Source organism: Paracandidimonas lactea, assembly GCF_021653995.1.
GTDB lineage: Bacteria > Pseudomonadota > Gammaproteobacteria > Burkholderiales > Burkholderiaceae_B > Allopusillimonas > Allopusillimonas lactea.
In genome coordinates this window covers 282,094-306,249 of sequence record NZ_JAJJOZ010000005.1, presented here as the reverse complement: position 1 = coordinate 306,249, position 24,156 = coordinate 282,094, and the positions used below count along the sequence as shown (strand labels likewise).

Genomic DNA, 24,156 nt, shown 5'->3' with positions numbered 1-24,156 from the left:
GGGGAAAACTTGTTGTTCTTGCTCATGACTCCATTCTCTCAAGAATTGAAGCCTCCTCAAAACCCGGTTCGATTCACTTACAAAGAGCTGCGCAAGCTTGAAATGGAAATCATTGATGCCCTGAACGCGGTCAGTAAACAGGATGTCATGTATTACTCGGGCATTAGCCTGACCCAGTTCTACGGCATCGAAATTGATGATTTCGCCCACGAAATCGCCACGCTTTCGCTGTGGCTGGCTGAACACCAAATGAATATGGTGTTCAAGGACAAATTCGGCTACGCAGAAGCGGTATTGCCACTGAAGGACGGCGGCAATATTGTCTGTGATAACAGCCTACGGCGGGACTGGGAAGAAGTCTGCCCACCTGCAGATGAACATGGAAATGTCTGTGAGGTCTACATATGCGGTAACCCCCCGTTCTTGGGACACGCAGGACGCACTCAGGATCAGAACGAAGACATGAAAGACGTATTCTCTGGCCTCCCAGCCTATGGGAACCTAGACTTCGTCACATGTTGGTTCATGAAAGGGGCTCAATACATCACAGGAAAAATTGCTGAATGTGCTTTTGTAGCTACCAACTCCGTGAGCCAGGGAGAACAAGCCTCGATTCTGTGGCCGCACCTATTCAATATGCAAGTAAGCATTAGGTTCGCATATCAAACATTCTCATGGAAAAACCACGCCAAGCAAAACGCTGCCGTTCATGTTGTCATCATTGGACTTGCCAATCAATCTCTCATCAATAAAAGAGTGATTTATAAAGAAATTCAAAGAGACACGGTCCAGTTAGCAGCAGATAACATTAGCCCTTATTTACTAGATGCCGGCAACACTGTAATTGAGTCACGCCGGACGCCCTTATGCGGGCAGCCAGAGATGCTTTTTGGAAATATGCCCAATGATGGTGGCCATCTCCTGCTTTCCTCGGAAGAGAAAGATACTCTCATCGCGCAGGAACCAACAACGGTTAAGTTTATAAAACGATTTCTGGGGGCTCAAGAGTTTATTCAGGCCAAGGATCGATGGTGCATATGGCTTACAGATGCTAGTACCGAAGAAATTGAATTAAACCCGAGAATTTCCGCGAGGATTGCACTGGTAAAGGCGACTCGCAGCGAAAGCACCCGAAAATCAACCCGAGCCCTGGCAGATACCCCCCATTTATTCGGAGAAATCCGGCAACCCAAAGATGGTCACTACATTCTCGTTCCAAGTGTGTCGTCAGAACGGAGAGCATACGTTCCCATCGGCTTTCAGAGCGCAGAAGTCATATCCAGCAATCTGAATCTGATGATCCCGAACGCCACCCTCTACGAATTCGGCATCCTCACCTCAGAAATGCACAACGACTGGATGCGCACTGTGGCCGGTCGCCTGGAAAGCCGATACCGCTATTCCGCCACCCTGGTCTACAACACCTTCCCCTGGCCGGAAGCCTCTGAAGCCAAACGCAAGCACATTGAAGCTCTGGCCGAGGAAGTATTGCTCATCCGCGAAGACTACCCGGATAAATCCCTGGCAGACCTCTACGACCCGGACAAAATGCCCGCCCCGCTGCTGGCCGCCCATAAAACCTTGGATCGTGCGGTGGAAGCCCTGTATCGCGACCGGCCTTTCCGTGATGCCTCGGAACGGCTGGAACATCTGTTCGCCCGCTACGAAAAACTGATTGCCGCCGAGCGGGCCAAAAAACCTGCCAAGAAATCTAAAGGGAGCAAATGACCATGGCCGACCTGTTGACCGTCACGTACAAGCAAACCGGCAAAAGTTCGAATCTGAATGCCATGGGAATGCGGGAGATGCAAGCCCGTGCCTACGAATCCCGCCATGCACAGTACCTGCTGCTCAAAGCTCCCTCGGCATCAGGCAAGTCACGGGCGCTAATGTTCCTAGGCCTGGACAAGCTGCGCAACCAGGGGCTGAAAAAGGTGATTGTGGCTGTACCGGAAATGTCCATCGGCAGCTCGTTCAAAGACACCCGGCTGACAGAACACGGCTTCTTTGCCGACTGGAAGGTGTTGCCCAGCTATAACCTGTGCATACCCGGTGGTGAGGCTGGCAAGGTCGATACCTTCATCCGGTTTATGTCTGACCCTCACGCCAAGACCCTGGTCTGCACCCATGCGACCCTACGTTATGCGTATCAGAAAATGTCACCGGCAGACTTTGACGATACGCTGCTGGCCATAGACGAGTTCCACCATACCTCGGCAGATGGTGAAAACCGCCTGGGCGCGCTGATCGACGGCATTATGGCCGGTTCCAATGCCCATATTATCGCCATGACCGGGTCGTACTTCCGTGGGGATGCCGTTCCTATTCTGCTACCGGAAGATGAAGAAAAATTCACCCAGGTCACCTATTCCTACTATGAACAGCTGAATGGCTACAAACACCTGAAGTCATTGGGTATCGGCTACCACTTCTACACTGGGAAGTATCTGGATGCACTGCATGAGGTGCTGGATACCGGCAAGAAAACCATCATCCATATCCCCAACGTCAATTCTGTGGAATCGACCAAGGATAAATACTCGGAGGTGGATCACATCCTGGATGCCATTGGCGAAGTTGTTCGCAGGGACCCCACGACCGGCATCATCACGGTCAAAGACAAACAGGGCCGACTCTTGAAAGTGGCTGACCTGGTGGATGACAACCCCATGCGGGTGGAAGTACAGAACTATCTGCGCCAGGTATCCCAGGCCGATGATATGGACATCATCATTGCCCTGGGCATGGCCAAGGAAGGCTTTGACTGGCCCTGGTGCGAGCATGTGCTCACGGTAGGCTACCGCTCTTCCCTCACCGAAATCATTCAGATCATTGGCCGCGCCACCCGCGACTGCGAAGGCAAGCCGCACGCCCAGTTCACCAACCTGATTGCCCAGCCCGATGCTGAAGACGACGATGTAAAAGTCTCGGTGAACAATATGCTCAAGGCCATTACCGTGTCGCTGCTGATGGAGCAGGTTTTGGCCCCTTCGGTGAACTTCAAGCCCCGCTCACGCATGTTGCCGGGCGAGGTCGCTGCGCCGGGTACGGTGGTCATTGAAGACACGGCCGCGCCCGTGTCCGACAAGGTCATCAAAGCCCTGGAGAACATGGACAACATCAAGGCGGCTATTCTGCAAACGCCGGAAATCATGGCCCCTGCGGTGACCGGCGAAGCCGACCCCGAGATTCTGGAGACGGTGGAAATCCCCAAGATCGTGGAAAAGCTCTACCCTGATCTGGAACCCAGCGAGGTCATGACCGTTTCCGAAGCCGTCCATGCTTCCCTGGGCATACAGTCTACCGGCGGCCTATTTGACGAAGACGACCTGCCGGAAGGGGCTGAAATCCTGGTGCCGCCCGGCGTTGCCCCTACGCCTGGCGCTACAGAGACAGGCCAGAAATCCGCGCAGCCTGGCGACGCCGACCCCAAACCCAACCGCAAGTTTGTGCTCATTGGCAACAAGTTTGTGAATATCGAGCACCTGAACATTGATCTGATCCGGCAGATCAACCCCTTCCAGGGCGCCTACGAGATTCTGTCCAAAGCGGTCACACCCGCCGTGCTGAAGACCATTCAGGAAACCGTCGTGGGGATGCGCTCCAATATGTCGGAAGCCGAAGCCGTCATACTGTGGCCACGCATTCTTGAATTCCGCAAGGAAAAAAACCGGGAACCCTCCGTGACTTCTGGTGACGCCACGGAACGGCGGTTGGCCGAAGCGCTGGTCTACGTCAAGCGTAAAGCCCAGGAACGCAAGGCTCAGGCCCAGGAATCATAGGGGGTCACATGGCGGCAATCCGACACGATAAAAGCAAAGCCTTCTCCCGCCCTACGCTGGATGACATTCTCAATGGGCCTGACGAATTCGGGCTGCTGGATGTTCAGGCCCGGCGTGTCGGCAGAAACGCACCGCTGGAGTTGACCAACTTCGAGGAAATCAGCGCTTTTGCAGATGTGCATGGCCGGCCACCCAGCCAAGAAGGCGATTTGTCAGAGAAGCTGCTGGCCCGCCGCCTGGCAGGCTATCAGACCAACCCGGCGCTGCACGACACGCTGAGCCCCTATGACCGGCATGGCCTGTTGATCGTGGCTGACGCGGCTCCCGCCAACGAAACCCTGGGGTCTTCTCCGGCTGCTGTACGCGCGGATTCCGAACCCTCCGGCGCGGCGACTGACCACGGGCCTATGCGCAAACCCAGCATGGATGCGGAAGAGGTCACTTCGCTGGATGATATTTTCGCCAGCGCCGAGTTCAGCGAACTGGACCTGGGCGATGACAGCATTTTCGACATCCGGCACGTGCCTGCCGTGTCTGATCGGGAGCAACCCGACGAAATCGCACAACGCACCGTCTGCCATGACTTCTATGAGTTTGAGCATATCTTCCGCGACCTGCACGAAGGCTTGAAGAACGGAAGCATTCAGACCACACGCTTCCAGCAGTCATCGAAGGTCCAGGAAGGCGATGCCTTCATTATGGAAGGGGTGCTGTGCCTGATCGACAAAATCGGCGAACACCGGCTGGACAGTACCGGAAGGTATGATCCACGCCTGCGCATCATCTTTGAAAACGGCACCGAATCCAATCACCTGCTGCAATCGCTGGCAAAACGGCTGTTTGCCGACGAAACTGGGCGGCGCATCGTGCGCGACCCTGAATCGGTGGTAGACGCCTTCAACAACATTTCACACAGGGATAAGCGGGCCGGGCAAATTTATTTCGTGTCCTCGCTTAGCGACAACCCCACCCTGAAAGCCATTCCGAACCTCATCAAAATCGGCTACACCGAACAGACGGTTGAAGAACGCACCCGGAACGCAGCCCGCGACATCGCCTTCCTGGAAGCCCCGATAAAGATTCTGGCCTCCATCGAATGCTACAACCTAAACCCCAATAAATTCGAGACACTGATACACGGTTTTCTGCACGCCCAGCGTTTGACAATGACCCTGACCGGCAGAGACGGCAAAACCTACAACCCCCGCGAGTGGTTTTCCGTGCCCTTGGACACGGCACGGGAAGTGGTACGGCGCATTATCGACGGCAGCATTGTGCAGTACCGCATGGATAACACCACCAATCGGCTGGTAAAGAAGCGCGCTACCGATACACCTGCCTGAAGTTGAGGCCGCCGTAGCGATTATGCAGTTGGACAGCAGCGGCCTTGCATGCCTGATGCACCAATCATGCAGGCCGCGTGTAGTGTTCATGAAGTCAGCACGTAGACGAGGCGCCGTCAGCGTGTAGCCGCATGACTGCGGAAAGCATTCCTCCCGCCGTCTACGCCCCGAAAGGCCACACCTGTGGCCTTCCCTTCCTCTCTACAATCAACGGTTTACGCAATTCTGTATCCCTGTTTGTCCTGCATCGAAGCCAACAACGGCTTCCCGCTAAGCATTTGAAAACACAACCTTTTCCTCACCCCGTCGGGGGTGCGTCATGTGTGGGACTTTTAAGGCCACAAATGAGCGAAGGCGAATTTGGGGACGGAAAGTCCCAGCCAGGCCGGGAACCGGGCTGGCATCGTCACCGGACAGGGTCCCAGGCGCTGCCTGGGAACTGTAGGGCACCAGCAGCGCAAGCTGCTCCAACATGCTCACCCAACCGCAACCACCCGCAGAGAACAGCAAGCCCGACATTGCACACCCGCAGCAAACACGAGAGAATTTCTCCATGTGCAATCGCTACGTAACATCCGACCAGGCGGCTGTTGAACGCTACTGGCATGTCGGCCGCCAGAACCCACCGAGGCTCTGGGGACCACTGGTGCATCCCCGGGGTATGGGGCCGTTTATTCGTGCAGGCGGCCAGGGGCGGGAACTTGTCGTAGGCCAGTGGGCGCTGATTCCCCCATTCGCCAAGGATGCCAAATTACCCTATTCCACCAACAACGCACGCGCCGAAGAACTGGCGCAAAAGCCCACCTTTCGGCAAGCCTGGGCGCGGGGGCAGCGCTGCATCATTCCGGCGGAATCCTTCGATGAACCCTGTTGGGAAAGCGGCAGCAATGTGTGGTGGCGGTTCCGGCGCGCCGATGGTGCGCCCTGGGGGCTGGCCGGTTTGTGGAATACCTGGGTCAGCCGGGAAACCGGCGAAGTGGTGGAAAGCTATACCATGCTCACACTGAACGCGGACGCTCACCCCCTGATGAACAGGATGCACAAGCCTGATCCTTCCAGGCCTGTCGACGCGCAAGATAAGCGCTCGGTGATTCCGATTGAGCTGGCCGATGTCGATCAATGGCTGAACGGCAGCCAGGACGACGCGCAGGCGCTGTTTACTCTGCCGCCCGCTGCGGCATTCGATGCCATCCCGCTGGAACCGCCGCGACAGTCCAGCCTGATTTAATGATCTGTGTCGGTCAGCGCGAGGATTCCGGCGACACACGCAACAAAGCCCGGCAAAGCCGGGCCAGTCGCGGTTTTCGCCAGGCCGGTGTTACCCGGCCTGTGGTGGGCTGTCGATTAGAATGGAATATCTGATGTATCGATTTCGTCAGGCGTTGCAGTGGGTGCCTTCGCCTTGCTGCTGCGGCCTTTCGGGCGGGCTGCCGGCCCAGGCTGGGCGGTGTGAGCCTGGGCCGTTTCCCTGCCGCCCAACATCTGCATTTGGTCTGCAATGATTTCCATGGTGTAGCGGTCCGTGCCCGTGTCTGCGTCATGCCACTTGCGGGTTTTCAGGCGGCCTTCCACGAATACCGTGCGGCCTTTGCGCAGATATTCACCGGCAATTTCAGCCAGTCGGCCATAGAAAACGACGCGGTGCCATTCGGTTTCTTCGCGGCGCTCGCCTGTGGCCTTGTCCTTCCATTGGTGAGTCGTAGCAATCGACGCTGAGCAGACGGCTGCACCTTCTGCGGTGTAGCGGACTTCGGGGTCTTTGCCAAGGTTGGCGGCGCGAACCCCCATCCGTTCTGCCGCTGCGATCTGGTTTCGCATCAGCGCCAGCAGCGGCGAGATCAATAACGCCGGGCCGGCTCCAGCTTCCCGCAGCAACTTGGTCGCGATGAAGTAGACAAAGCTCTTACCCCACCCGGTTTTCTGCACGACCAGCAAGCGCCCTTTGCCTTCGACGATGTGACGAATGGCATCTTCTTGGCCGTCGCGGAAAGTGGCATCGGCGCGTCCGGAGCCGATGCGGAGAAGTTCCAGCGCGCGTTTTGGGTCGTAGGCCACGTTATTGCTCTCCCTTGTTTTGGTCGGGCGAGCGGTACCCCGGCGCCAACACAGCGTTCTTGACGCCGTACAGCGCCAGGTGATCTTTCAGCCAGAGCCTGAATTCATAACCGCGCAGACTGTGGTCCGGAGAGCAGTCCACACTCCACTGCCGCAAGATGTATCCGGCGGTGGCAGCACGCAGCTTCATCCGTAGTGACCCGCGAACCATACCGTAATCCATCTCCGTAATTTCAGGGCGGGGCTGGTCCGGGTGCGGCACCATCTCCAGCTCCACGATCCGGGTCCATTGGATGTCCTGATCACTGCGCTCATGGGGCTGCACATCTGCATCCCTCATAAGGAACGGGCGCTTGATCCGCGTGATGACGAAATCCCGGAACTCTTGGCATTTCCGGTCGAAGGCGCGGACGTGCCAGCGCAGGCCGTTGTCGATCAGCGCGAACGGGACGATCTCCCGCTCGGTGCGGCCACTGGAAATGGAGTGGTACTCAATACCGAGCGGACACTCCTGGTGAATCGCACGGGTCACGCTCGCAAGCACATCCAGATCCGGATGCGTGAGCCGTGACGGGCTCTCGCTGGCTACCCACGCCTTGAGCCGCATCGGCTCACCGTCGCCAAAGCCCTGGGTCAGCCACGACAGCACCCGCTCCGGGGGGAAGTCGAACACGGGCCGGAAATCCGGCCCCATGACGTAGGACTTGCCCTTGGGGTCGTAGTCGATGTTGCCCGAGGCCAACTCCTTGTACAGCGCCAGATCCCTGGATGCGGCGGCGGACTGGATGCCAAACCGCGTGACCAAGTCCTGACGGCGTATCTCCCCGATGAAGCGCACGCGCAACTCCACGAACGCGAGCCGGTCGCGTTGTGGCTGGGTGACATTCGCAAGCTTTTCTAAATGCATTGTGACGAAATGGGTCCAAGTATTACTACGTAGATATCGACGACAGTATATCAATCATATAAACATACGCCCATCGTATTATTTTGATATGCACCTGGAGCCTAGTTTGATAACTACCGTTTTTAGTCCCGATGGCTTTGGCGTTGCCAGGCCGGGGTAAGGCTGGACTCAGCGGGGCGAGCGCACTACAGCTCGAAAAATAGCCTGACTCGGATCGCAGATTTTTTCACTCACATATCACCTTGATGAACGCAGGCAGCAATTGCTGTCTGCTTCTGCCGTCTTCCTCTTCATCAAGGAGCTCCAATGTCTGAATCCTTCGCTACCCCGCATCCGGGTGAGCAGCAGGCTCCGCATCCCTCTCGAGGCATCATCTTCTGCCCGCGCTGCGGCTCTCCCCAAACCCAGGCCAAGAATCGCGCCAAGAAGCTCGGTGGCGCCTTCGGTACGTGCTTCGGTATCGCCAATTCGTTCTCTGGCGCTGCCAAGGGTGCCGCTGCCTGTGCTGCCATCGGCCTGAGAGCAACTGCCCAAACTTCCTCTCTGAACAGCATCACCGCCGCCGTGCTTAGCGCACTGGCCGGTGGTGCGATAGGTTGCGCCACTGGTGCCACTCTGGGCCAAGTCATCGATGACACGGTGCTGAACAACTTCCTATGTTTCCACTGCGGCCATTCCTTCCCGACCCCATAACCATTCCTCTGGAGAACCCTCATGGCTCACCTCGTTGAACAGATGGCCTATGTCGGCCAAACGCCCTGGCATGGCCTGGGTAATGAACTATCCGCCAACCAACCCCTTGAAGTCTGGCAAAAACAAGCCGGAATGGATTGGGACATTAAAGAAGCCCCTGTGCAATTCACCGATGTGGTGGACGACACGCAAAGCCGCCTGATTACGTTCCCGCAAAGCAAGGTGCTGTACCGCTCCGACACCCACGCTCCGTTGTCTGTTGTCAGTCAACGCTATCAGGTCGTGCAGCCTCGCGAGCTTCTGGAGTTCTATCGAGATCTCACGGAAGTCTCAGGCTTTCAGCTGGAAACCGCAGGTGTCTTGAAGGGTGGCAAGAAAGTCTGGGCATTGGCACGTACAGGGCATACGGCCACGATTCAGGCGAACGATGTCACCAACGCCTATGTGCTGCTGGCTACGGCTTGTGATGGCACGCTGGCGACCACTGCTCAGTTCACAGCGGTTCGAGTCGTCTATAATAACACGCTGGCTGTAGCCATCGATGACAGCCGTGGGGCCGTGAAAGTGCCGCACAGCACGACCTTCGATGCAGAGGCCGTCAAGCGTCAATTGGACATTTCCGTATCCAGTTGGGACACTTTCATGTACCGCATGAAAATGCTCAGCGAGCGCCCGGTCAAGCACTCGGAAGCGGAAGCGTTCTTTCGGCAGCTGTTCACCGAACCCCGCCAAGACGTTTCCACACAGCCCAATGAACGGGCCATGTCCAAAGCACTGGACATCTACAACGGTCGGGGCCGTGGTGCAGAACTGGGCTCATCGAAGGGAACCGCCCTTGGGCTACTCAATTCGATCACCGAGTTCGTGGATCACGAACGGCGTGCCCGTAACACCACCGACTACCGCCTGGATTCAGCATGGTTCAGTCAGGGCGCCGCACTGAAGCAGAAGGCACTGGATCGCACCTTGGCGATGCTTGCATGAAACACTCTCTTTCCACCACCACGGCATAAGGCCCGGCGACTTAATTGCGCCGGGCCTTATGTCTTTTATGGAGTTCGATTATGAATACCGCTGTCCAAGTTCAACCACACGCACTTGTCCGGGGACTTGTTCAGATCGATAAACAAACTGGAGTGGGTCCACGTTCCTTATAAAGGCACTGCCCCCGCGCTGTCCGACCTGATGGGGAACATGGTGTCCGTCATGTTCGTGCCGCCGCCCGCCACCTTGGGACCGGCGGCAGCTGGGCGAATCAAGCTCATCGCGGTGTCCGGCGACTCGCGCATTCCCGCACTGCCCGACGTTCCCACGGTGAGCGAGAGCGGCATATCGAACTACAGCGTCAACAATTGGTATGGTCTGTTCGCGCCCGCGGGAACCCCCGAGGCCGTGCTTAATACCTTGTCCAGCGCGGTGGCCGACGCCTTGAAAGACAAGAAAGTGCTGGACACCCTTGCAAAGCAAGGAGGCGAGGCCGGAAAACTGGATCGGAAGCAGTTCTCGGCCTATGTTGCGGACGAGGTGGCAAAGTGGGGCAAGGTCGCCAAACAGGCTGGCGTGAAACCACAGTAAGGCTGCCGCCTGCCGCTTCGATCAACCATCCCGGTCCGCCGCCGGGATTTTTCTATTCGGCTGGCCTCGGCTTTTCAGCCCCTTCTGTTCTCGTTGCTGGCTCCCCGAGGCCAGGTTGATCGTGTAGTAGTAGCGATCAGCCCTGAAATAGGATTTGAAGAGAACGAAGGAAGCACCGCTGCCCAGGCGGCATAAACGGCTAATCAGCAATACCGGCGCCCCCACCGGGACCGCAAGCAGCTGCGCCATACCGGTATCCGCAACGAGCGCATCGATGAACTGGCGTTCGTCGATGCATTTCAGGCCGAGCCGGGTTTCAAGGATTTCGCTGATCGGGGCGTTTTCAAGATTTTCCCGCACGACCCGGGCTCCGGTCTCGACCGACATGAACGCATGGTGCACCACCAGCGGCTGGCCTTCAAAATACCTTAGCCGGGCGATCTTGTAGACTTCGGCGGGATCGACCTGGGCCAGCCCCGGCTCCAGGTCGGCGGGCACGCGCACGGTTTCCAGAACTCGCGCGTAGGTGTCCAGATGCAGGCTGGAAAAATCCTCGACCATGCCGGTGAGCCGCTTGCTGGTGGGCGCATCCGGACGGCGTTTGAGGAAAGTCCCCCTGGCCCGGTGACGCTCGATGATTCCCTCGTGCTCCAAGCCCCGCAAGGCTTCCCGCACGGTCTCGCGGGACACCCCGAACTCTTCGCAAAGCACTTGCTCGGTGGGCAGTCGATCGCCCGGCTGGTATTCCAGGCTCATGCGGCGTTCGAGAATATGCCGCACCTGCAGATACTTGGGAAAAGGATTGAAGAACGGCGCTCCGCCGGGCTGTTGCTTGTTTTTTTCGGTCATTTCCTGAAACGACGCATATCGACATGCGTGATGCCCATTGGTGAACTCTTCGCATGGAGCGGCCCGGGCGGCTTGGCGCTCTGGTTTGGAACGCCGGGAGACGCCCGATGCGGTCACACAAAGTTTACCAAACTACCGCAGATACCGATTGAACCAATCCAGGGTTCGGCTCCAGGCGAGATCCGCCGCCGCCTTGTCATAGCGTGGCGTCGAGTCGTTATGGAAACCGTGGTTCGTGCCGGGGTAGATATAGGCCTCGTAGGTCTTGCCGTGCTGCTTCAGCGCCGCCTCGTACGCAGGCCAGGTCTGATTCACGTTGGGATCGTTTTCAGCAAATTGCAGCAGCAAGGGCGCCTTGATGCGAGGCACGTCTTCAGGCTTGGCCTGGCGCCCATAAAAGGGAACCGCCGCGCCGAGCTCGGGATAGGCGACAGCGGCAGCGTTGGCGACGCCGCCCCCATAGCAGAACCCGGTGATGCCGACTTTTCCGCTTGCACCCTCGTACGCGGCCATGAACTCGACGGCGGCGAAAAAGTCGTTCATCAATTTCACGGGATCGACCTTCTGCTGCAGCTCGCGGCCCTTGTCGTCATTACCGGGATAGCCGCCCTGCGACGTGAGCCCGTCTGGCGCCAGCGCAACGAACCCGGCTTTGGCAAGGCGCCTGGCCACATCTTCTATGTATGGGTTCAGGCCACTGTTCTCGTGCACCACGACGATCGCGGGCGGCTTGCCCTCGGACTTGGCGGGCTTGACCAGATAGGCCCGCACCTGGCCATTGCCTTGGGCGGAGGGATAGGTGATGTATTCCGAGACGATATCGGGATCGGTGAAAGAAACCTGTTGTGCAAGCGCGTAGTTGGGGCGTAGCGAAGCCAGCAGGGCCGAAGCCGTCAGGCCGCCCAAGGCGAACTTGCCGGCCCGGCTGAGAAATTGGCGCTTGGTGATTTTTCCGTGCACGTAATGGTCGTAAAGTTCGAGCAACTCGGGTGCGAAATCTTTGGCTGTCAGTCTCGTCATGGCGCCTCCTTTTTATTGGCAGGCGCGAATGAACCCGCGTGTTTCGATTATGAAGCCATCGCCATGGATGATCCAGGATTTTTTCAATGGGGTCAGACCCCATGCGGGGTCTGACCCCTCCCGCTCTTGAAAATAAAACGCCAGCCCACATATACATGCCAAGCAAGTCGGCGCCATCGATCGGCCCAACGCCAATCTTGTAATGATGATTTCAGGAGAATCAACATGAGCAACATCACCCGCCGCGACCCCTTCGGCGATCTCTTCCGTGGTTTCTTCGTCAGGCCCGTCGACTTCGGTTTTGATGCGGCGCTCGAATCGCCGGAAATGAGAGTGGATGTCAAAGAGAATGCCGAAGGCTACCAAGTCCAGGCCGAGCTGCCCGGTGTCAAGAAGGAAGACATCCATGTGCAGATCGACGGTCCCCGCGTTTCCATCGGCGCCGAGCGCAAGCAGGAAAGGCAGGAAAAGGATGGCGAACGCGTCCTGCGCACCGAGCGCTACTTCGGCAGAGTGTCCCGCAGCTTCCAGCTCAGCCAGGACGTGGACGAGTCCACCGCCACCGCCCGGTTCAACGATGGTGTTCTGGAGCTGACGCTTCCGAAAAAAGCACAGGCTCAGGCCAAGCGTCTGACCATCGCTTGAGGCGGTGAAGGGGTCAGACCCCGTACGGGGTCTGACCCCAGTCGAAGGAGGGGTCGGGAGGGGTCGGACCCCATTCGGGGTCCGACCCCGGCTGAAGTGGGGGGTCAGACCCATAGGGTCTGACCCCTTAAGTAATTCCTCAAGCCGGCAAGCGTTCGAGATCGCGTGAAATCTCTGCGGACACCTGCAGCAGGCGGGGGCCGATTTCGTCGATCAGTTCCCGCTCCCGATCATTCCCACCCAGAGACATGGCCGCCAAGACGTATGTTGGAGCGCCTCGGTCATACAAGGGCGTAGCAACGGAATTCGATTGACGCGTCACCGGCGAGGCCATGAAACAGAAGCCCCGCTCTTCGAGTTCCTGAAAGGCCGCATAGATGCCAGGCATGTACTTGTGCGTACCCTCCGCGCTGACGTCCTTAAGAGCCTCGAACAATTCCGCCTGCACGGCGGGCTTCTGCGCCCACAAGTAGGCGCGCCCCGATGCCGAACGGGCGATCGGCGCCAACGCGCCGGTAGCCAATCCGAGGTGGCTGAGCCCGCTGGGAACGGCATGTTCCAGTACGAGCATCTGCAGGCGCTCACGCGCCATCAGGCTGACATGGACACCGAACTCTTCAGCGAACCGCATCATTTGAGGGGATGCTGCCTGCACGACCGGAAGCCCGCGCTTGACAACGCGCCCCAACGCCAGGCAAGCGACGTCGGGGCCGTAGGCACCGCTGGCATCCTGCCTCAAGAAGTTCGCGTCGACCAAGGTGGCGATCAGCTTGGACGCCGTCGTCCGTGGCAAACCCAGGCGCGTCGAAATTTCAGCATGCGTGAGCAGCGGTTCCCGGCTGTCGAACAGATGGAGAATATCGAGCCCTCGTTGCAATGAATTCACTTGGCCGCCGGATGGCGTTTCGAGCCCAAGCGCGGACGGATTTACTTCAGCGGTCCTGCGTCTCATCCTATGCTCCTGCGTGCGACATCGCGCTCCAGGCGATGTTTGATTTCCAGCAGCCTTGGCGCGATCGCCTCCGACAGATGCTCCGCCGTCACCTGGTTGGCCGGAACGGCAAATCCCAGCGCGTAGGCGTGGGGCCGATCAGGCATGTCGATCACGACCGCGATGCCGTTGGTTCCGGTTTCCAATGTTCCTGTAGCGATGCAATAGTCGTGCGCCTGCATTTCGCGGACGCTGGCCTGGATGGCCGGCTCCAGGCCCGGCCAATGCTCGGGATGCGCCTGCGCGATGGCGCCCAGCAACTTGCTGCGTTCGTTTTCGCTCATTGCGCCGATAACGGCCCTTCCCAGGGCGGATCTTGACAGGCTCAGGCGCGAGCCCGGATGCACGCGCAATGCAAACAGCATGCTCCGTCCATGGCAGACTTCCTGGCAAACCATGCTCAACCCGTCCAGCGATGCCAGCACGATGGACCCATTATGGTCGTCCGCCAGTTCTTGCATCAAAGGCCGCGCCTGCGTCGTCAGCTCGCCAATCGAGGCAGCCAGGTAGCCTAGAGCCAGCACTGACGCGCCCAATTTGTATTGCGCGTTCTGCGGAGAATAAATGAGATAGCCGGAAGCAGTAAGGTGCGCCGTAATCCGCGAGACAGTGGGTTTGGGCACACCCGTCATGGCAGCCAGCTCGGCATTCGAGCGCCAAGCATTGTCGGGCTCGAATGCTTGCAGAATGGCAAGCCCCCGCGCCAAAACACGGACGCCGGCTCCACCGCTGTCCGCGTCGGAGCGGTCCTTGATCTGGTTCATGTAGGTCCTGTAAGTCGAAAATGGAATTATAGGCCACCATGTCAAGATGAATTGGCTATGCGACGGATTTTTAAGAGAAACAAGTCTTCGCTGACACCGGTTTAAAACAAAATTTGCCTCGTTGATCCGGAGACCGCGCTATTGATCGCCAGATTTACGAGCCGCCCTGGGGCTCGGCCACCTCCACTTCGACCAGCAGATCGCCGACATTCACGTTGGCACCTACGGGAAAATGGATGGCGGTTACCACTCCGTTTGCCGACGCGAGCACTTGGTTCTCCATCTTCATGGCCTCCACGACGGCGAGTACTTCGCCCTCGGCTACCAGGCTCCCAATTCGAACAAGTAGTGCCGTGACGATGCCAGGCATGGGGGCAACGGCGGCGCCGGCGGCCTTGACTTCGCCGGGGCTGCGCAAACGAGCAGGGACCAGCGCATAGCGGTTGCCATCTATTTGCAACTCGATGGCAGCGCCCGTATCGCAAGCAGCCCATTCGCTTCCGTTGACCGTACCCCGAGAGATATCGCCGCCGGCCGATGACACGCCTACCCGGAAAGCCTCTCCGTCCACACTCAATTGAACACCGTTTTCGTGGAGGCCCGTCAAGCCTGCCTGGACCAATTGGTCGCCCGCCCAGAAACCCAGCATTCCGAGAGGCGCTGTTGCGCTCAACGAGCTGCGATCCAACACACCGTGTCTACCGCCCGCGGCCCAAGGCGAGAGCGATTCGGCCGGCGTGCACGAGCAGGCGGCCGCGCAAGCGATGGCAGCGGCCGCCACGCCGGCTTGCGGCTTGTGAAGCGCCGTTGCCTCGTCCAAGTACTGCGTATGAACATCCCCGCTCTGGACTGCGGGATCCTCGAGCACCCGGGTCAGGAATCCGAGATTGGTCGTCAGACCAAGCAGCGCCGTGCGCCTCACGGCATCACGCATTTGCCCCAGCGCTCGGGCGCGGTCCTCACCCCGAACCACCAACTTCGCCACCATGGGGTCATAGAAGGCGGGGACGCTGTCCCCGTCAGCCACCCCGGCCTCGACCCGCACGCCTTGCGGCCAAGCCACGCGCGATACGCGGCCCGGCGCCGGCCGGAAGCCTTCTACCGGATCCTCCGCATAGATTCTGCATTCGATCGCGCAACCCGAGGCCTTGATTTGCGACTGCGACAAGGGCAAGGAACCGCCCGCGGCAACCTGAAACTGCCATGCGACCAGATCCTGGCCAGTGATTTCTTCCGTAACAGGGTGCTCGACCTGCAGGCGCGTATTTACTTCCAGGAAGTAAAAATTGTGCTCCTGATCAACGATGAATTCGAACGTTCCCGCGTTTACATATCCGATACTGCGAGCGCCTCGCACCGCCGCATCGTGCAGCCGCATCCGGACAGCCTCGGGCAACCCGATAGCCGGCGCTTCTTCCACCACCTTTTGATGACGCCGCTGCAAGGTGCACTCGCGCTCGAACAGGTGCACCACCTTGCCTTGCTGGTCGCCGAACACCTGCACCTCGATGTGCCTGGGCCGCTCGACGAAACGTTCCACGATCAGCCGTCCATCGCCAAAGCTGCTGCGCGCCACCCGGATCGCCGCTTCGATCGCGGGGCGCAGCCCGGCCAATGACCGCAGGACCTGCATGCCCTTCCCGCCTCCGCCGGCGCTGGGCTTGAGCAGCACCGGCAGTCCGATCTCGCTGATCATCCGCTCTATTTGCGCCGGATCTTCGCTGGCCTCGACCATGCCTGGCACGGTAGGCACGCCGGCGTCCCGCATCAGGGATTTGGCGCGGGATTTGTCGCCGAGCGCCAAGATCGTCTCCGCTCGTGGACCGATGAAAGTCAGCCCCGCATCCTGCACCGCTTGAGCGAACTCCGCGTTTTCGGAAAGAAAGCCGTATCCGGGATGGACCGCCTCGCAGTCATGCTGCAGGGCAGCAGCGATGATCGCCTCCCCTTTCAGATAACTGTCGGTGGCCGGACCCGCGCCCAGGCAAACCGTCGCTGCGGCGCCCTTCAAATGCAATGCGCCCGCATCGGCAGATGAATGAACTGCCACGTACTCCATCCCAAGCTGTCGGCAAGTCCGGGCGATACGGCAGGCGATTTCACCGCGGTTGGCAATCAATATGCGTTTGAACATGTTTACATCCTGAATACGCCGAAGCGCGTGCTTTCGCGAGGTCCGTTATGGGCCAAGGCCAGTCCCAAGGCGAGCCATTGGCGGGTATCGACCGGGTCTATCACGGAATCCACCCATAGCCGGGATGCGGCATGCACCGGCGTGCTATGGGTTGCGTAGTGGTCGCGGATCGGTTGCTTGAAGGCCTCCGCCTCTTCCGCCGTGAACGTCTTGCCCTGACGTACAAGCTGTTCCTGGCGCACAAGGGCAAGCACGGTGGCGGCCTGCTCGCCTCCCATGACCGACGTACGGGCATTGGGCCACATTGCCATGAAGCGGGGGCCAAAGGCGCGGCCGCACATGGCGAAGTTTCCCGCTCCGTAGCTGCCGCCGATGATCACGCTGAACTTGGGCACACGAGACGTGGATACGGCGTTTACCATCTTGGCGCCATCCTTGGCGATTCCGCCATGCTCGTATTCCGCGCCCACCATGAATCCGCTGATGTTATGAAGAAACAGCAGAGGAATGTCGCTCTGGGTGCAGAGCTCGATGAAGTTGGCCGCCTTCTGGGCACTCTCTGAAAAAAGGGGGCCATCATTGATCAGGACGCCCACCGGGTATCCCTCGATCGCGCCCGTACCGCATATGAGCGACGGCCCGTAGCGTTCACGATACAGATTGAGCTCGCTTCCATCCATCAAGCGGGCAAGGATTTCGCGCGCTGGAATGGGCTGCTTGGGGTTGGCCGGAATCAACCCCGGAAGCTCGGCTGAATCGTAAAGCGGCGGCACCGGCGCTCTGGGCGGCGGCAGCAAGGGCTTCGGCCCTGGACGAGCCACGATTTCTCTGATGATGGAAAGGGCGTGTGTATCGTTGTCGGCAAAATGATCGGCCACGCCGGACAGGCGCGTATGCACGTCCGCTCCGCCCAGCGTTTCCGCATCGACCACGACACCTGTCGCGGCTTGCACCAGCTGCGGTCCGCCCAGGAAAATCGTGCCATTGCCTTTTACGATGACGGTCTCGTCGCACATGGCGGGGATATAGGCACCGCCTGCCGTGCAGGACCCCATGACCGCGGCGATCTGCTTGATTCCCATTGAGGACATCTCTGCAATGTTGCGGAAGATACGTCCAAAATGATGCTCATCAGGGAAGATCTCTTCCTGCAAAGGCAGAAAGGCGCCTCCCGAGTCAACCAGATAGATGCACGGCAGGCCGTTCTCGCGCGCGATGGCTTGCGCTCTAATCTGCTTCTTGATGGTGATGGGGTAGTATGTGCCGCCCTTGACCGTCGCATCGTTCGCCATCACCATGCAGGGCCGTCCTTCGACCATGCCGATTCCGACGATCAGCCCACCGGAGGGGACCTCGTCTTCATACAATCCGTGCCCGGCCAACTGGCCGACTTCCAGGAACGGCGTCCCCGGATCGAGAAGTTCATTGATGCGTTCGCGCGGCAAGAGCTTTCCACGCCCGATATGGGTCTTCGCATACTTGCCGCCGCCACCCCGGACGGAAGGCCCTTGAGCCGCCTCCACTTCCTTCCTGAGGCTTTCATAAGCTGCCCGGTTCCGATCCAGATCGTCGCCGGCATTGCGCAGCATGGAATGAAGTATCGCCATGTCATTCCACCACGGTCAAGCGCAGCAATGCATGCCCGAGCGACTTTCCGGTTTGATCCAGGCGGAGCGTCTTCGTTGCTCCGCCCCCCAATGCCCCGTGCATCACCACCACCACGGCCTGTATGTTGTCCATGGGATGGCAGTGGACCTCTCCCTTTACCCAATCGCCATACAGCGCCTTGACCGCCGCAGGCGTAACGCTTGCGAGCAGAAGCGGGTAATCCTCGGGGCTCCTGGCCACCAGGCCCGCGGTGCAAACATCCCCCTTGTCTCCGGACCTGACATAGGCAATTTCATGAAGCTGGCGTGTCATATCGTGTTCCTTTCAGGCTACAAAGATGTCGGTGGTTTGACGCACGAATTCGCGCGGAATCAATGTCGGCCACAGCGCCACGATGGGCCGCGACTTCATCGGCGTGCCAAATGACGTGCCGCCTGGGCCCATGATCCATAGGTGAGTGCCGGCGCGCCGGACTTTGTCGGCTTCTTCACGCGTTCTCGTCCGCACCGCGCAACGCAGCCCCACTTCGCTCATTTGATTCGCTCCGTTTCGCTCTGGAGCAGGCGCCGCCGGGCCATGCAGCATGTTCAAGCCGACGAAGTCGAAGTGAATTTGATCTGCGGCCAGGCCCATCCGCTCGAACCGCTCGAGCATGGTGTCACGCGCCTTGCAGGCGCGGTCGTAGGCGTTCGGCCAGGGGAAGAACGCCATGGTTTCCCCTATCCATCCATCCTGGTATCCGACTACGAGCTTGAGCAGGTCCGGCGCCGGCTTGCCCTTGACGCCCGACACCCGGACACGGTCGGTGCCCACGGCATCCAGGCTCAGCGAAGTAAAGTCCGCAACGGCATCCGGCATGAGGTAATTGCGCGGATCGGAAATCTCGTAGACCAGATGCTCCTTGACCGTGAAGGTATCGACGCGCCCCCCCGTGCCCGGCAGCTTGGTGATATCGGCGCTGCCGTCACGGCGGAACTCCGCGATGGGGAAGCCGACCTGGCCCATGCGCGGCATATCTGCGAAACGTGACGACATGCCGCCCGTGCAGCCGGCGGCGCACTCCAGGATATGGCCTACCGTCACCGATGCGGCCAGCAAGTCGGCATGGGCCGCATCCCGTTGCCAGCCGAACTCGTGCACGACCGGGCCGACGTACAAGGCGTTGTCCGACACACGGCCTGTGATCACCACATCCGCGTCACCCTTCAGGCTTTCGACGATACCCGAGCTGTCCGTATACACGTTCGCGGAAACCACGCGCGGGCGTATCGCGGAGAAGTCCTCATCGCCGGTGTCCATGTTGGTCAAAGGCACATTGCCGGCTGTCAGCAAATCCAGCTTGCCCAGAAGATCATCACCTTCCACCAGCGCTATACGCGCACCGGCCAGCCCGTCCTTTCTTGCGTTCTCGACGATGCGCTGCGCCGCGGCGCGAATATTGACCCCGCCTCCGTTCGATATCAGGCGGGTCCCGCGTTCCCGCGCTTGAGGCAACAGCGCGCTCATGCACTGCACGGCGTCCGGTATATAGCCGGCGTCGGGATTCTTCATTTTTTGGCGCTGAAGCAGCGCCATGGTCAGTTCGGCCAGATAATCGAAACACAAGTAATCCAGCTCGCCTTTCTCCAGCAACTCTACGGCCGGATCCTGAGCGTCGCCCCAAAAACCAGACCCTGCCCCAAGTCGCAGAACGTCTTTCATCGCTATCTCCTAGCTTTATCGATACACGGCGGATCGCCGCAATAACCTTGGTCTCCCGCGCAGCTGCGCAGCCCACGATTTCCGTTTTAATATATTGAATTTCATTTTAAATAAAGCGACTGACGAAGTCAACGCCTTAACGGCTATTTCCCAGCATGGCTATATTCAACGTGAACCTGGCATACGGTATGTGATGAACAAGGCCATATCCTGCCAAGGTCTTGAATTGCTTCTTGACAGATCCGATTCAAAACCTATAATTCCGATTAGTCTAATTTAATTTCATTTTCATTGGATTCAATCAAATGCTTGCAGCCGGAACGTTCTCGAACAAAACGTTTTTCATCACCGGCGCCGGGACGGGCATCGGAAAAGCGTTCGCATTGCGGGCGGCGGCGCTCGGGGCCACGGTTGCATTGGGCGGCAGAAGAGAAGACCCATTGCGCGAAACATCGGCCGAAATTGCCGAGTCGGGAGGCCAGTCTTTGATCTGCCCCATCGACATTCGCAATCCGGACGACGTCGACGCCACCATCGCTCGAGTCGTGGCCGAGACAGGGCATATCGACGTGCTGATCAACAACGCCGCGGGGAACTTCGTGGCCCGCGCCGAAGATATTTCTCCCCGGGGTTGGAACGCGGTCATCAATACCGTGCTGAACGGCACTGCATACTGCACACTCGCCGCAGGCAGGCACATGCTGAACCAGGAATCCGGGAAGGTGCTGAGCATCTCCGCCGCGTACGCTTGGCATGGCGGTCCGGGAACGGCTCATTCGGCTGCCGCCAAGGCCGGCGTAATCGCCATGTCTAAATCGCTGGCAGTGGAATGGGGACCGCGCAACGTGCAGGTCAATTGCCTTTGTCCGGGCTTCGTGGATACCCCGCAGTCGCGCACGGCGCTTTGGCCGACCGCCGAAGGCCGGCAACACATACTGGGTTCGATCCCCGCCGGGCGCTTCGGCACCATCGAAGAAACCATTGAAGCCGGCTTGTTCCTGTGCAGCCCGGCGGCGGACTACATCAATGGCGAAGTGCTGGTCATAGACGGCGGGCAATGGCTGAACAAAGGCGCTTTCGTGCTTCCCGAGCCAGGACATCGCTACGATAAGGTTTGATGACCTAGTACGATTTCGGCAGGCCCAGCACCTTCTCCGCGATATTGCACAGAATCAGATGCGGGCTGACCGGCGCTATGCGCATGATCATGGCTTCTCTCAGATATCGCTCGACATGATATTCCTTGGCGTATCCGAATCCACCATGCGTCAGGATCGCCGTCTCGGATGACCTGACGGCGGCCTCCGCCGCCAGATATTTGGCCGCGTTGGCCTGGGGGCCGCAAGGCAATCCACTGTCATACAGGCTGGCGGCACGCTGCGTCATCAACTCCGCGGCCTCGAGTTCCGCCCAGCATTGTGCGAGCGGATGCTGTATTCCCTGGTTTTGACCGATAGGCCTGCCGAACACGACCCGCTCACGCGCGTAGTCGGCCGCGCGTGCCAAGGCAAGCCGCCCGATGCCCACCGCCTCGGCTGCAACCAGGATCCGTTCGGGGTTCATGCCGTGCAAGATATAACGAAAGCCCTCACCTTCCTCACCGATGCGGTCCTCGACCGGCACCGGCAATGCGTCGATGAAGAGCTCGTTGGAGTCGACCGCCTTGCGGCCCATTTTCTCAATTTCTCGCACCTCTACATGGCTCCGGTCCAGGCGCGTATAGAACAGGCTCAAGCCCTTGGTCGGAGATTGCACGTCTTCTATAGGAGTGGTCCGCGCAAGAAGCAGCATGTGGTCCGCCACCTGCGCGGTGGAAATCCATACTTTCCGGCCGGTGACCAGATAGTGATCGCCATTGCGGACCGCGCGCGTGGTCAGCTTGGTGGTGTTCAAGCCCGCATCGGGCTCCGTTACGGCAAAACAAGCCTTGGACTCACCCCTGATCAGGGGCGGCAACGCACGGGCTTTCTGCTCTTCCGTGCCGAACACCACCACCGGGTTCAGGCCGAAGATATTCATGTGCACCGAAGATGCCGCCGACATGCCGCCGCCCGACTCCGCAATCGCCTGCATCATCAGCGCCGCATCCAGGATGCCCAGCCCGGCCCCGCCATAGGCCTCGGGCATTGCAATGCCCAGCCAGCCGGCATCGGCGACTGCACGATAGAACTCCTCGGGGAAGCCCCCATCGCGATCCTTGTCCAACCAGTACTGGTCATCGAAGCGCCGGCACAGATCCACTATGGCGGCCCGCAGTTGCTGCTGTTGTGAACTGAGTTGAAAGTCCATGTTTTTCCTGTTTCATGTCCATGCGCGGCGCTTGCCAACAAGCGCCCGGCTGGGCGTGGTCCGATGGGTGAATCAGCCGGCGTTCTTCACCGGCCATGAGTAAAGAGACGGGGACCCCGACCGCAGGCGCTTGACGGCGTCTTCGTGGTAGGCCGTCGAGTACGCTATGGCCTGGCCCGCCATCTCGGTATCGGCCATGGCTCCCAGGTCCGATGACATGGACCGCAGCATGGCGGTCTTCATCAGGGCAAAAGCCGTTCGCGGCAAGTTCGTCATGGCCAAGGCAATTTCCCGGGCACGCGCCTGCAGCGCCTCGGGCGCCGCCAGTTCGTTGACCATTCCGTATTCCAGCGCTTCGCTGCCACCGACAGCCCGGGTCGAATACAACATGTCCTTGGCACGGAGCCATCCCACCACTCGTGGCAAGGTAAACAAACCACATGCGTCCGGGATCAACCCCAGGCGGAGGAAGGACATGCAGAAACGCGCGCGCTCCGTAGCGACGACGAAATCGGCCGCCAGCGCCAGGCTGCATCCGGCGCCATAGGCGCATCCGTCGACCGCCACCACGACGGGCTTCGTCGTTTCCAACAGGCTTTGAGCCCCCTTGCTCACAGGGGCAATGCGGTCACGGCCCGCCTCGGCATCCAGTTCGCCGGGACGCATCTCGCCGATATCGCCCCCCGCGCAAAAATGTTCTCCCGCGCCCGACAGCAATACGACACGGACCTCGTCGTCCTTGCCGGCCCGCGCTATTGCCTCCCATAGCGCGGTCCGCATATCCAGGCTCAAGGCATTCCGCTTTGCCGGGCGGTTGAGCCTGATATGGCCAACCCCTTGTGCCAGGGAATATTCAATCATGGAATCCGTCATGCGTCGTTCCCGGAGCCATTTTCTTCAAGAGACCAATTGGCCAACTGGGTACGCAGGGCAGCGGCCAGGGCCAAAGGCTCGTCGAGCATGACGTGATGACGGCAGTTGGCCAGCTCTATGACAGGCATAAGCCTGCCAAAGCGGCTGCGCATGTAGGCCCGAGTCTCGCCATCGACCCGCTCGCTATGCTCGCCGACGAACAACGCAACATTGCAGCGCATATCGAGCAGCGCCTGGGTGAACTCCGTGGGCCGCGGATACCCGACGGCGGCCGGGTCGAATTTCCATCGCCACCCGCCCGTCGTTTCGACGACGGAATGAAAGGCGATATGGTCCAGATAGAACTGGCACCCGACCCGCTGCTGGGGGATCAGGCGAAACCGTCGCAAGGCCTCGGCCCGGTCCGCATAGATATCGCCCGGCGTCTTGACCTGAACCGAATACGGGGGGCTATGCTTTTCAGGCGGCTCGATCGGGGAATCAATGACGATGATGCCGGCAAGGCGGTCGCCGTGCGCGGCGCCCGCCATGATGGTGACGAAGCCTCCCAAGCTGTGCCCGACGATGAATGCCGGGCGTCCCGGCGCAGCGGAATCCAGCACCGCCATGACTTGTTCAGCATAGCGTTCCCGCTCGTAGCGGCCGCAATGGCTACTGTCGCCCATGCCGCCCAGGTCGATGGCCAGCACGTAGTACTGATCGGCCAACAGCGGCGCGATGAAGCGCCACCATTCGGCATGAGCGGCATTGCCATGCACCAGCATCAAGGGGGGCAGACCGGGATCGCCCCAACTCAGGTAATGAACACGGCAGCCGTCGACATCAACATACCGGGATTCATTGGGCATCGCGAGAGCCGTCTGGGCCCATTCCGGAATCGATAGCTGCACCATATTGCCGTGTCCTTCTGCCACTTCTGCCTCCTGC

22 protein-coding genes are annotated in these 24,156 nt (G+C 59.4%); 9 read left to right on the top strand and 13 right to left on the bottom strand.

All coding sequences use genetic code 11. The features are described from left to right. The 4 genes from LOL23_RS11645 to LOL23_RS11630 all read left to right on the top strand — a co-directional run. The coding region (locus tag LOL23_RS11645; RefSeq protein WP_369414118.1) for a class I SAM-dependent DNA methyltransferase at positions 1–1,728 on the top strand (1,728 nt) is incomplete at its 5' end. A gap of 2 nt (positions 1,729–1,730) precedes the next feature. Beyond that, complete coding sequence (locus tag LOL23_RS11640; RefSeq protein WP_237173609.1) at positions 1,731–3,782, top strand: DEAD/DEAH box helicase; 2,052 nt, start codon at positions 1,731–1,733, stop codon at positions 3,780–3,782. Between the two features lie 8 nt (positions 3,783–3,790). Continuing rightward, positions 3,791–5,125, top strand: coding sequence for a GIY-YIG nuclease family protein (locus tag LOL23_RS11635; RefSeq protein WP_160982370.1), 1,335 nt, complete (start codon positions 3,791–3,793; stop codon positions 5,123–5,125). A gap of 553 nt (positions 5,126–5,678) precedes the next feature. Next, positions 5,679–6,353 carry an SOS response-associated peptidase gene (locus LOL23_RS11630; protein ID WP_160982432.1) on the top strand — a complete coding sequence of 225 codons (675 nt, stop codon included), beginning with the start codon at positions 5,679–5,681 and terminating at the stop codon, positions 6,351–6,353. A gap of 116 nt (positions 6,354–6,469) precedes the next feature. On the opposite strand, the gene ssb is transcribed toward LOL23_RS11630, so the two are convergent. After that, a complete protein-coding gene (gene ssb, locus LOL23_RS19080; protein WP_369414117.1) occupies positions 6,470–7,180 on the bottom strand; it encodes a single-stranded DNA-binding protein in 711 nt (236 codons plus the stop codon). 1 nt (position 7,181) lies between these two features. After that, the gene (locus tag LOL23_RS11615; protein ID WP_160982374.1) at positions 7,182–8,087 is read right to left on the bottom strand and encodes a BrxR family transcriptional regulator; all 906 of its coding nucleotides are present in this window, start codon (positions 8,085–8,087) and stop codon (positions 7,182–7,184) included. Positions 8,088–8,393: 306 nt separating this feature from the next. Between LOL23_RS11615 and LOL23_RS11610 the strand changes: the two genes are divergently transcribed. The 3 genes from LOL23_RS11610 (at position 8,394) to LOL23_RS11600 (ending at position 10,355) form a co-directional block, all read left to right on the top strand. Beyond that, complete coding sequence (locus LOL23_RS11610) at positions 8,394–8,780, top strand: hypothetical protein (protein ID WP_160982376.1); 387 nt, start codon at positions 8,394–8,396, stop codon at positions 8,778–8,780. A 21-nt stretch (positions 8,781–8,801) separates the two neighbouring features. Further along, entirely contained in the window at positions 8,802–9,764 is a 963-nt protein-coding gene (locus LOL23_RS11605) for a DUF932 domain-containing protein (RefSeq protein WP_160982378.1), read from the top strand. A gap of 114 nt (positions 9,765–9,878) precedes the next feature. Then, positions 9,879–10,355 (top strand): Bug family tripartite tricarboxylate transporter substrate binding protein, encoded by a 477-nt coding sequence (locus LOL23_RS11600; protein WP_160982380.1) that lies wholly within the window; start codon positions 9,879–9,881, stop codon positions 10,353–10,355. Positions 10,356–10,376: 21 nt separating this feature from the next. On the opposite strand, the gene LOL23_RS11595 is transcribed toward LOL23_RS11600, so the two are convergent. Both LOL23_RS11595 and yghX read right to left on the bottom strand, forming a co-directional pair. Further along, entirely contained in the window at positions 10,377–11,204 is an 828-nt protein-coding gene (locus LOL23_RS11595) for a GntR family transcriptional regulator (RefSeq protein WP_160982382.1), read from the bottom strand. A gap of 132 nt (positions 11,205–11,336) precedes the next feature. Next, on the bottom strand, positions 11,337–12,224 hold the full coding sequence (yghX, locus tag LOL23_RS11590; protein WP_160982384.1) for a YghX family hydrolase: 888 nt from the start codon (positions 12,222–12,224) through the stop codon (positions 11,337–11,339). Between the two features lie 225 nt (positions 12,225–12,449). Here yghX and LOL23_RS11585 point away from each other — a divergent pair, with 225 nt between their 5' ends. Further along, positions 12,450–12,869: an Hsp20/alpha crystallin family protein gene (locus LOL23_RS11585; RefSeq protein ID WP_160982386.1), complete on the top strand. Its 420-nt coding sequence runs from the start codon at positions 12,450–12,452 to the stop codon at positions 12,867–12,869. A 139-nt stretch (positions 12,870–13,008) separates the two neighbouring features. On the opposite strand, the gene LOL23_RS11580 is transcribed toward LOL23_RS11585, so the two are convergent. The 6 genes from LOL23_RS11580 to LOL23_RS11555 form a co-directional block, all read right to left on the bottom strand. After that, the gene (locus LOL23_RS11580) at positions 13,009–13,821 is read right to left on the bottom strand and encodes an IclR family transcriptional regulator (RefSeq protein WP_160982388.1); all 813 of its coding nucleotides are present in this window, start codon (positions 13,819–13,821) and stop codon (positions 13,009–13,011) included. Beyond that, positions 13,818–14,624, bottom strand: coding sequence for an IclR family transcriptional regulator (locus LOL23_RS11575; RefSeq protein ID WP_160982390.1), 807 nt, complete (start codon positions 14,622–14,624; stop codon positions 13,818–13,820). The genes LOL23_RS11580 and LOL23_RS11575 overlap by 4 nt, the downstream gene beginning before the upstream one ends. A 154-nt stretch (positions 14,625–14,778) precedes the next feature. Next, on the bottom strand, positions 14,779–16,758 hold the full coding sequence (locus LOL23_RS11570; RefSeq protein WP_160982392.1) for an ATP-binding protein: 1,980 nt from the start codon (positions 16,756–16,758) through the stop codon (positions 14,779–14,781). Positions 16,759–16,760: 2 nt separating this feature from the next. Beyond that, a complete protein-coding gene (locus LOL23_RS11565) occupies positions 16,761–18,365 on the bottom strand; it encodes a carboxyl transferase domain-containing protein (protein ID WP_160982394.1) in 1,605 nt (534 codons plus the stop codon). A 1-nt stretch (position 18,366) separates the two neighbouring features. Next, the gene (locus tag LOL23_RS11560) at positions 18,367–18,678 is read right to left on the bottom strand and encodes an AtuA-related protein (RefSeq protein WP_160982396.1); all 312 of its coding nucleotides are present in this window, start codon (positions 18,676–18,678) and stop codon (positions 18,367–18,369) included. Positions 18,679–18,690: 12 nt separating this feature from the next. Further along, positions 18,691–20,067, bottom strand: coding sequence for an acyclic terpene utilization AtuA family protein (locus LOL23_RS11555; RefSeq protein WP_160982398.1), 1,377 nt, complete (start codon positions 20,065–20,067; stop codon positions 18,691–18,693). 305 nt (positions 20,068–20,372) lie between these two features. On the opposite strand from LOL23_RS11555, the gene LOL23_RS11550 reads away from it, so the two are divergent. Further along, on the top strand, positions 20,373–21,185 hold the full coding sequence (locus LOL23_RS11550) for an SDR family oxidoreductase (RefSeq protein ID WP_160982400.1): 813 nt from the start codon (positions 20,373–20,375) through the stop codon (positions 21,183–21,185). 4 nt (positions 21,186–21,189) lie between these two features. Here the strand turns inward: LOL23_RS11550 and LOL23_RS11545 are convergent, their stop codons facing one another. The 3 genes from LOL23_RS11545 to LOL23_RS11535 form a co-directional block, all read right to left on the bottom strand. After that, positions 21,190–22,356 (bottom strand): acyl-CoA dehydrogenase family protein, encoded by a 1,167-nt coding sequence (locus LOL23_RS11545; protein ID WP_160982402.1) that lies wholly within the window; start codon positions 22,354–22,356, stop codon positions 21,190–21,192. A gap of 72 nt (positions 22,357–22,428) precedes the next feature. After that, positions 22,429–23,229: an enoyl-CoA hydratase/isomerase family protein gene (locus tag LOL23_RS11540; RefSeq protein ID WP_160982404.1), complete on the bottom strand. Its 801-nt coding sequence runs from the start codon at positions 23,227–23,229 to the stop codon at positions 22,429–22,431. Beyond that, positions 23,226–24,143: an alpha/beta fold hydrolase gene (locus LOL23_RS11535; RefSeq protein ID WP_160982406.1), complete on the bottom strand. Its 918-nt coding sequence runs from the start codon at positions 24,141–24,143 to the stop codon at positions 23,226–23,228. Before LOL23_RS11535 ends, LOL23_RS11540 begins: the two co-directional genes overlap by 4 nt. Between the last annotated feature and the right edge of the window lie 13 nt (positions 24,144–24,156).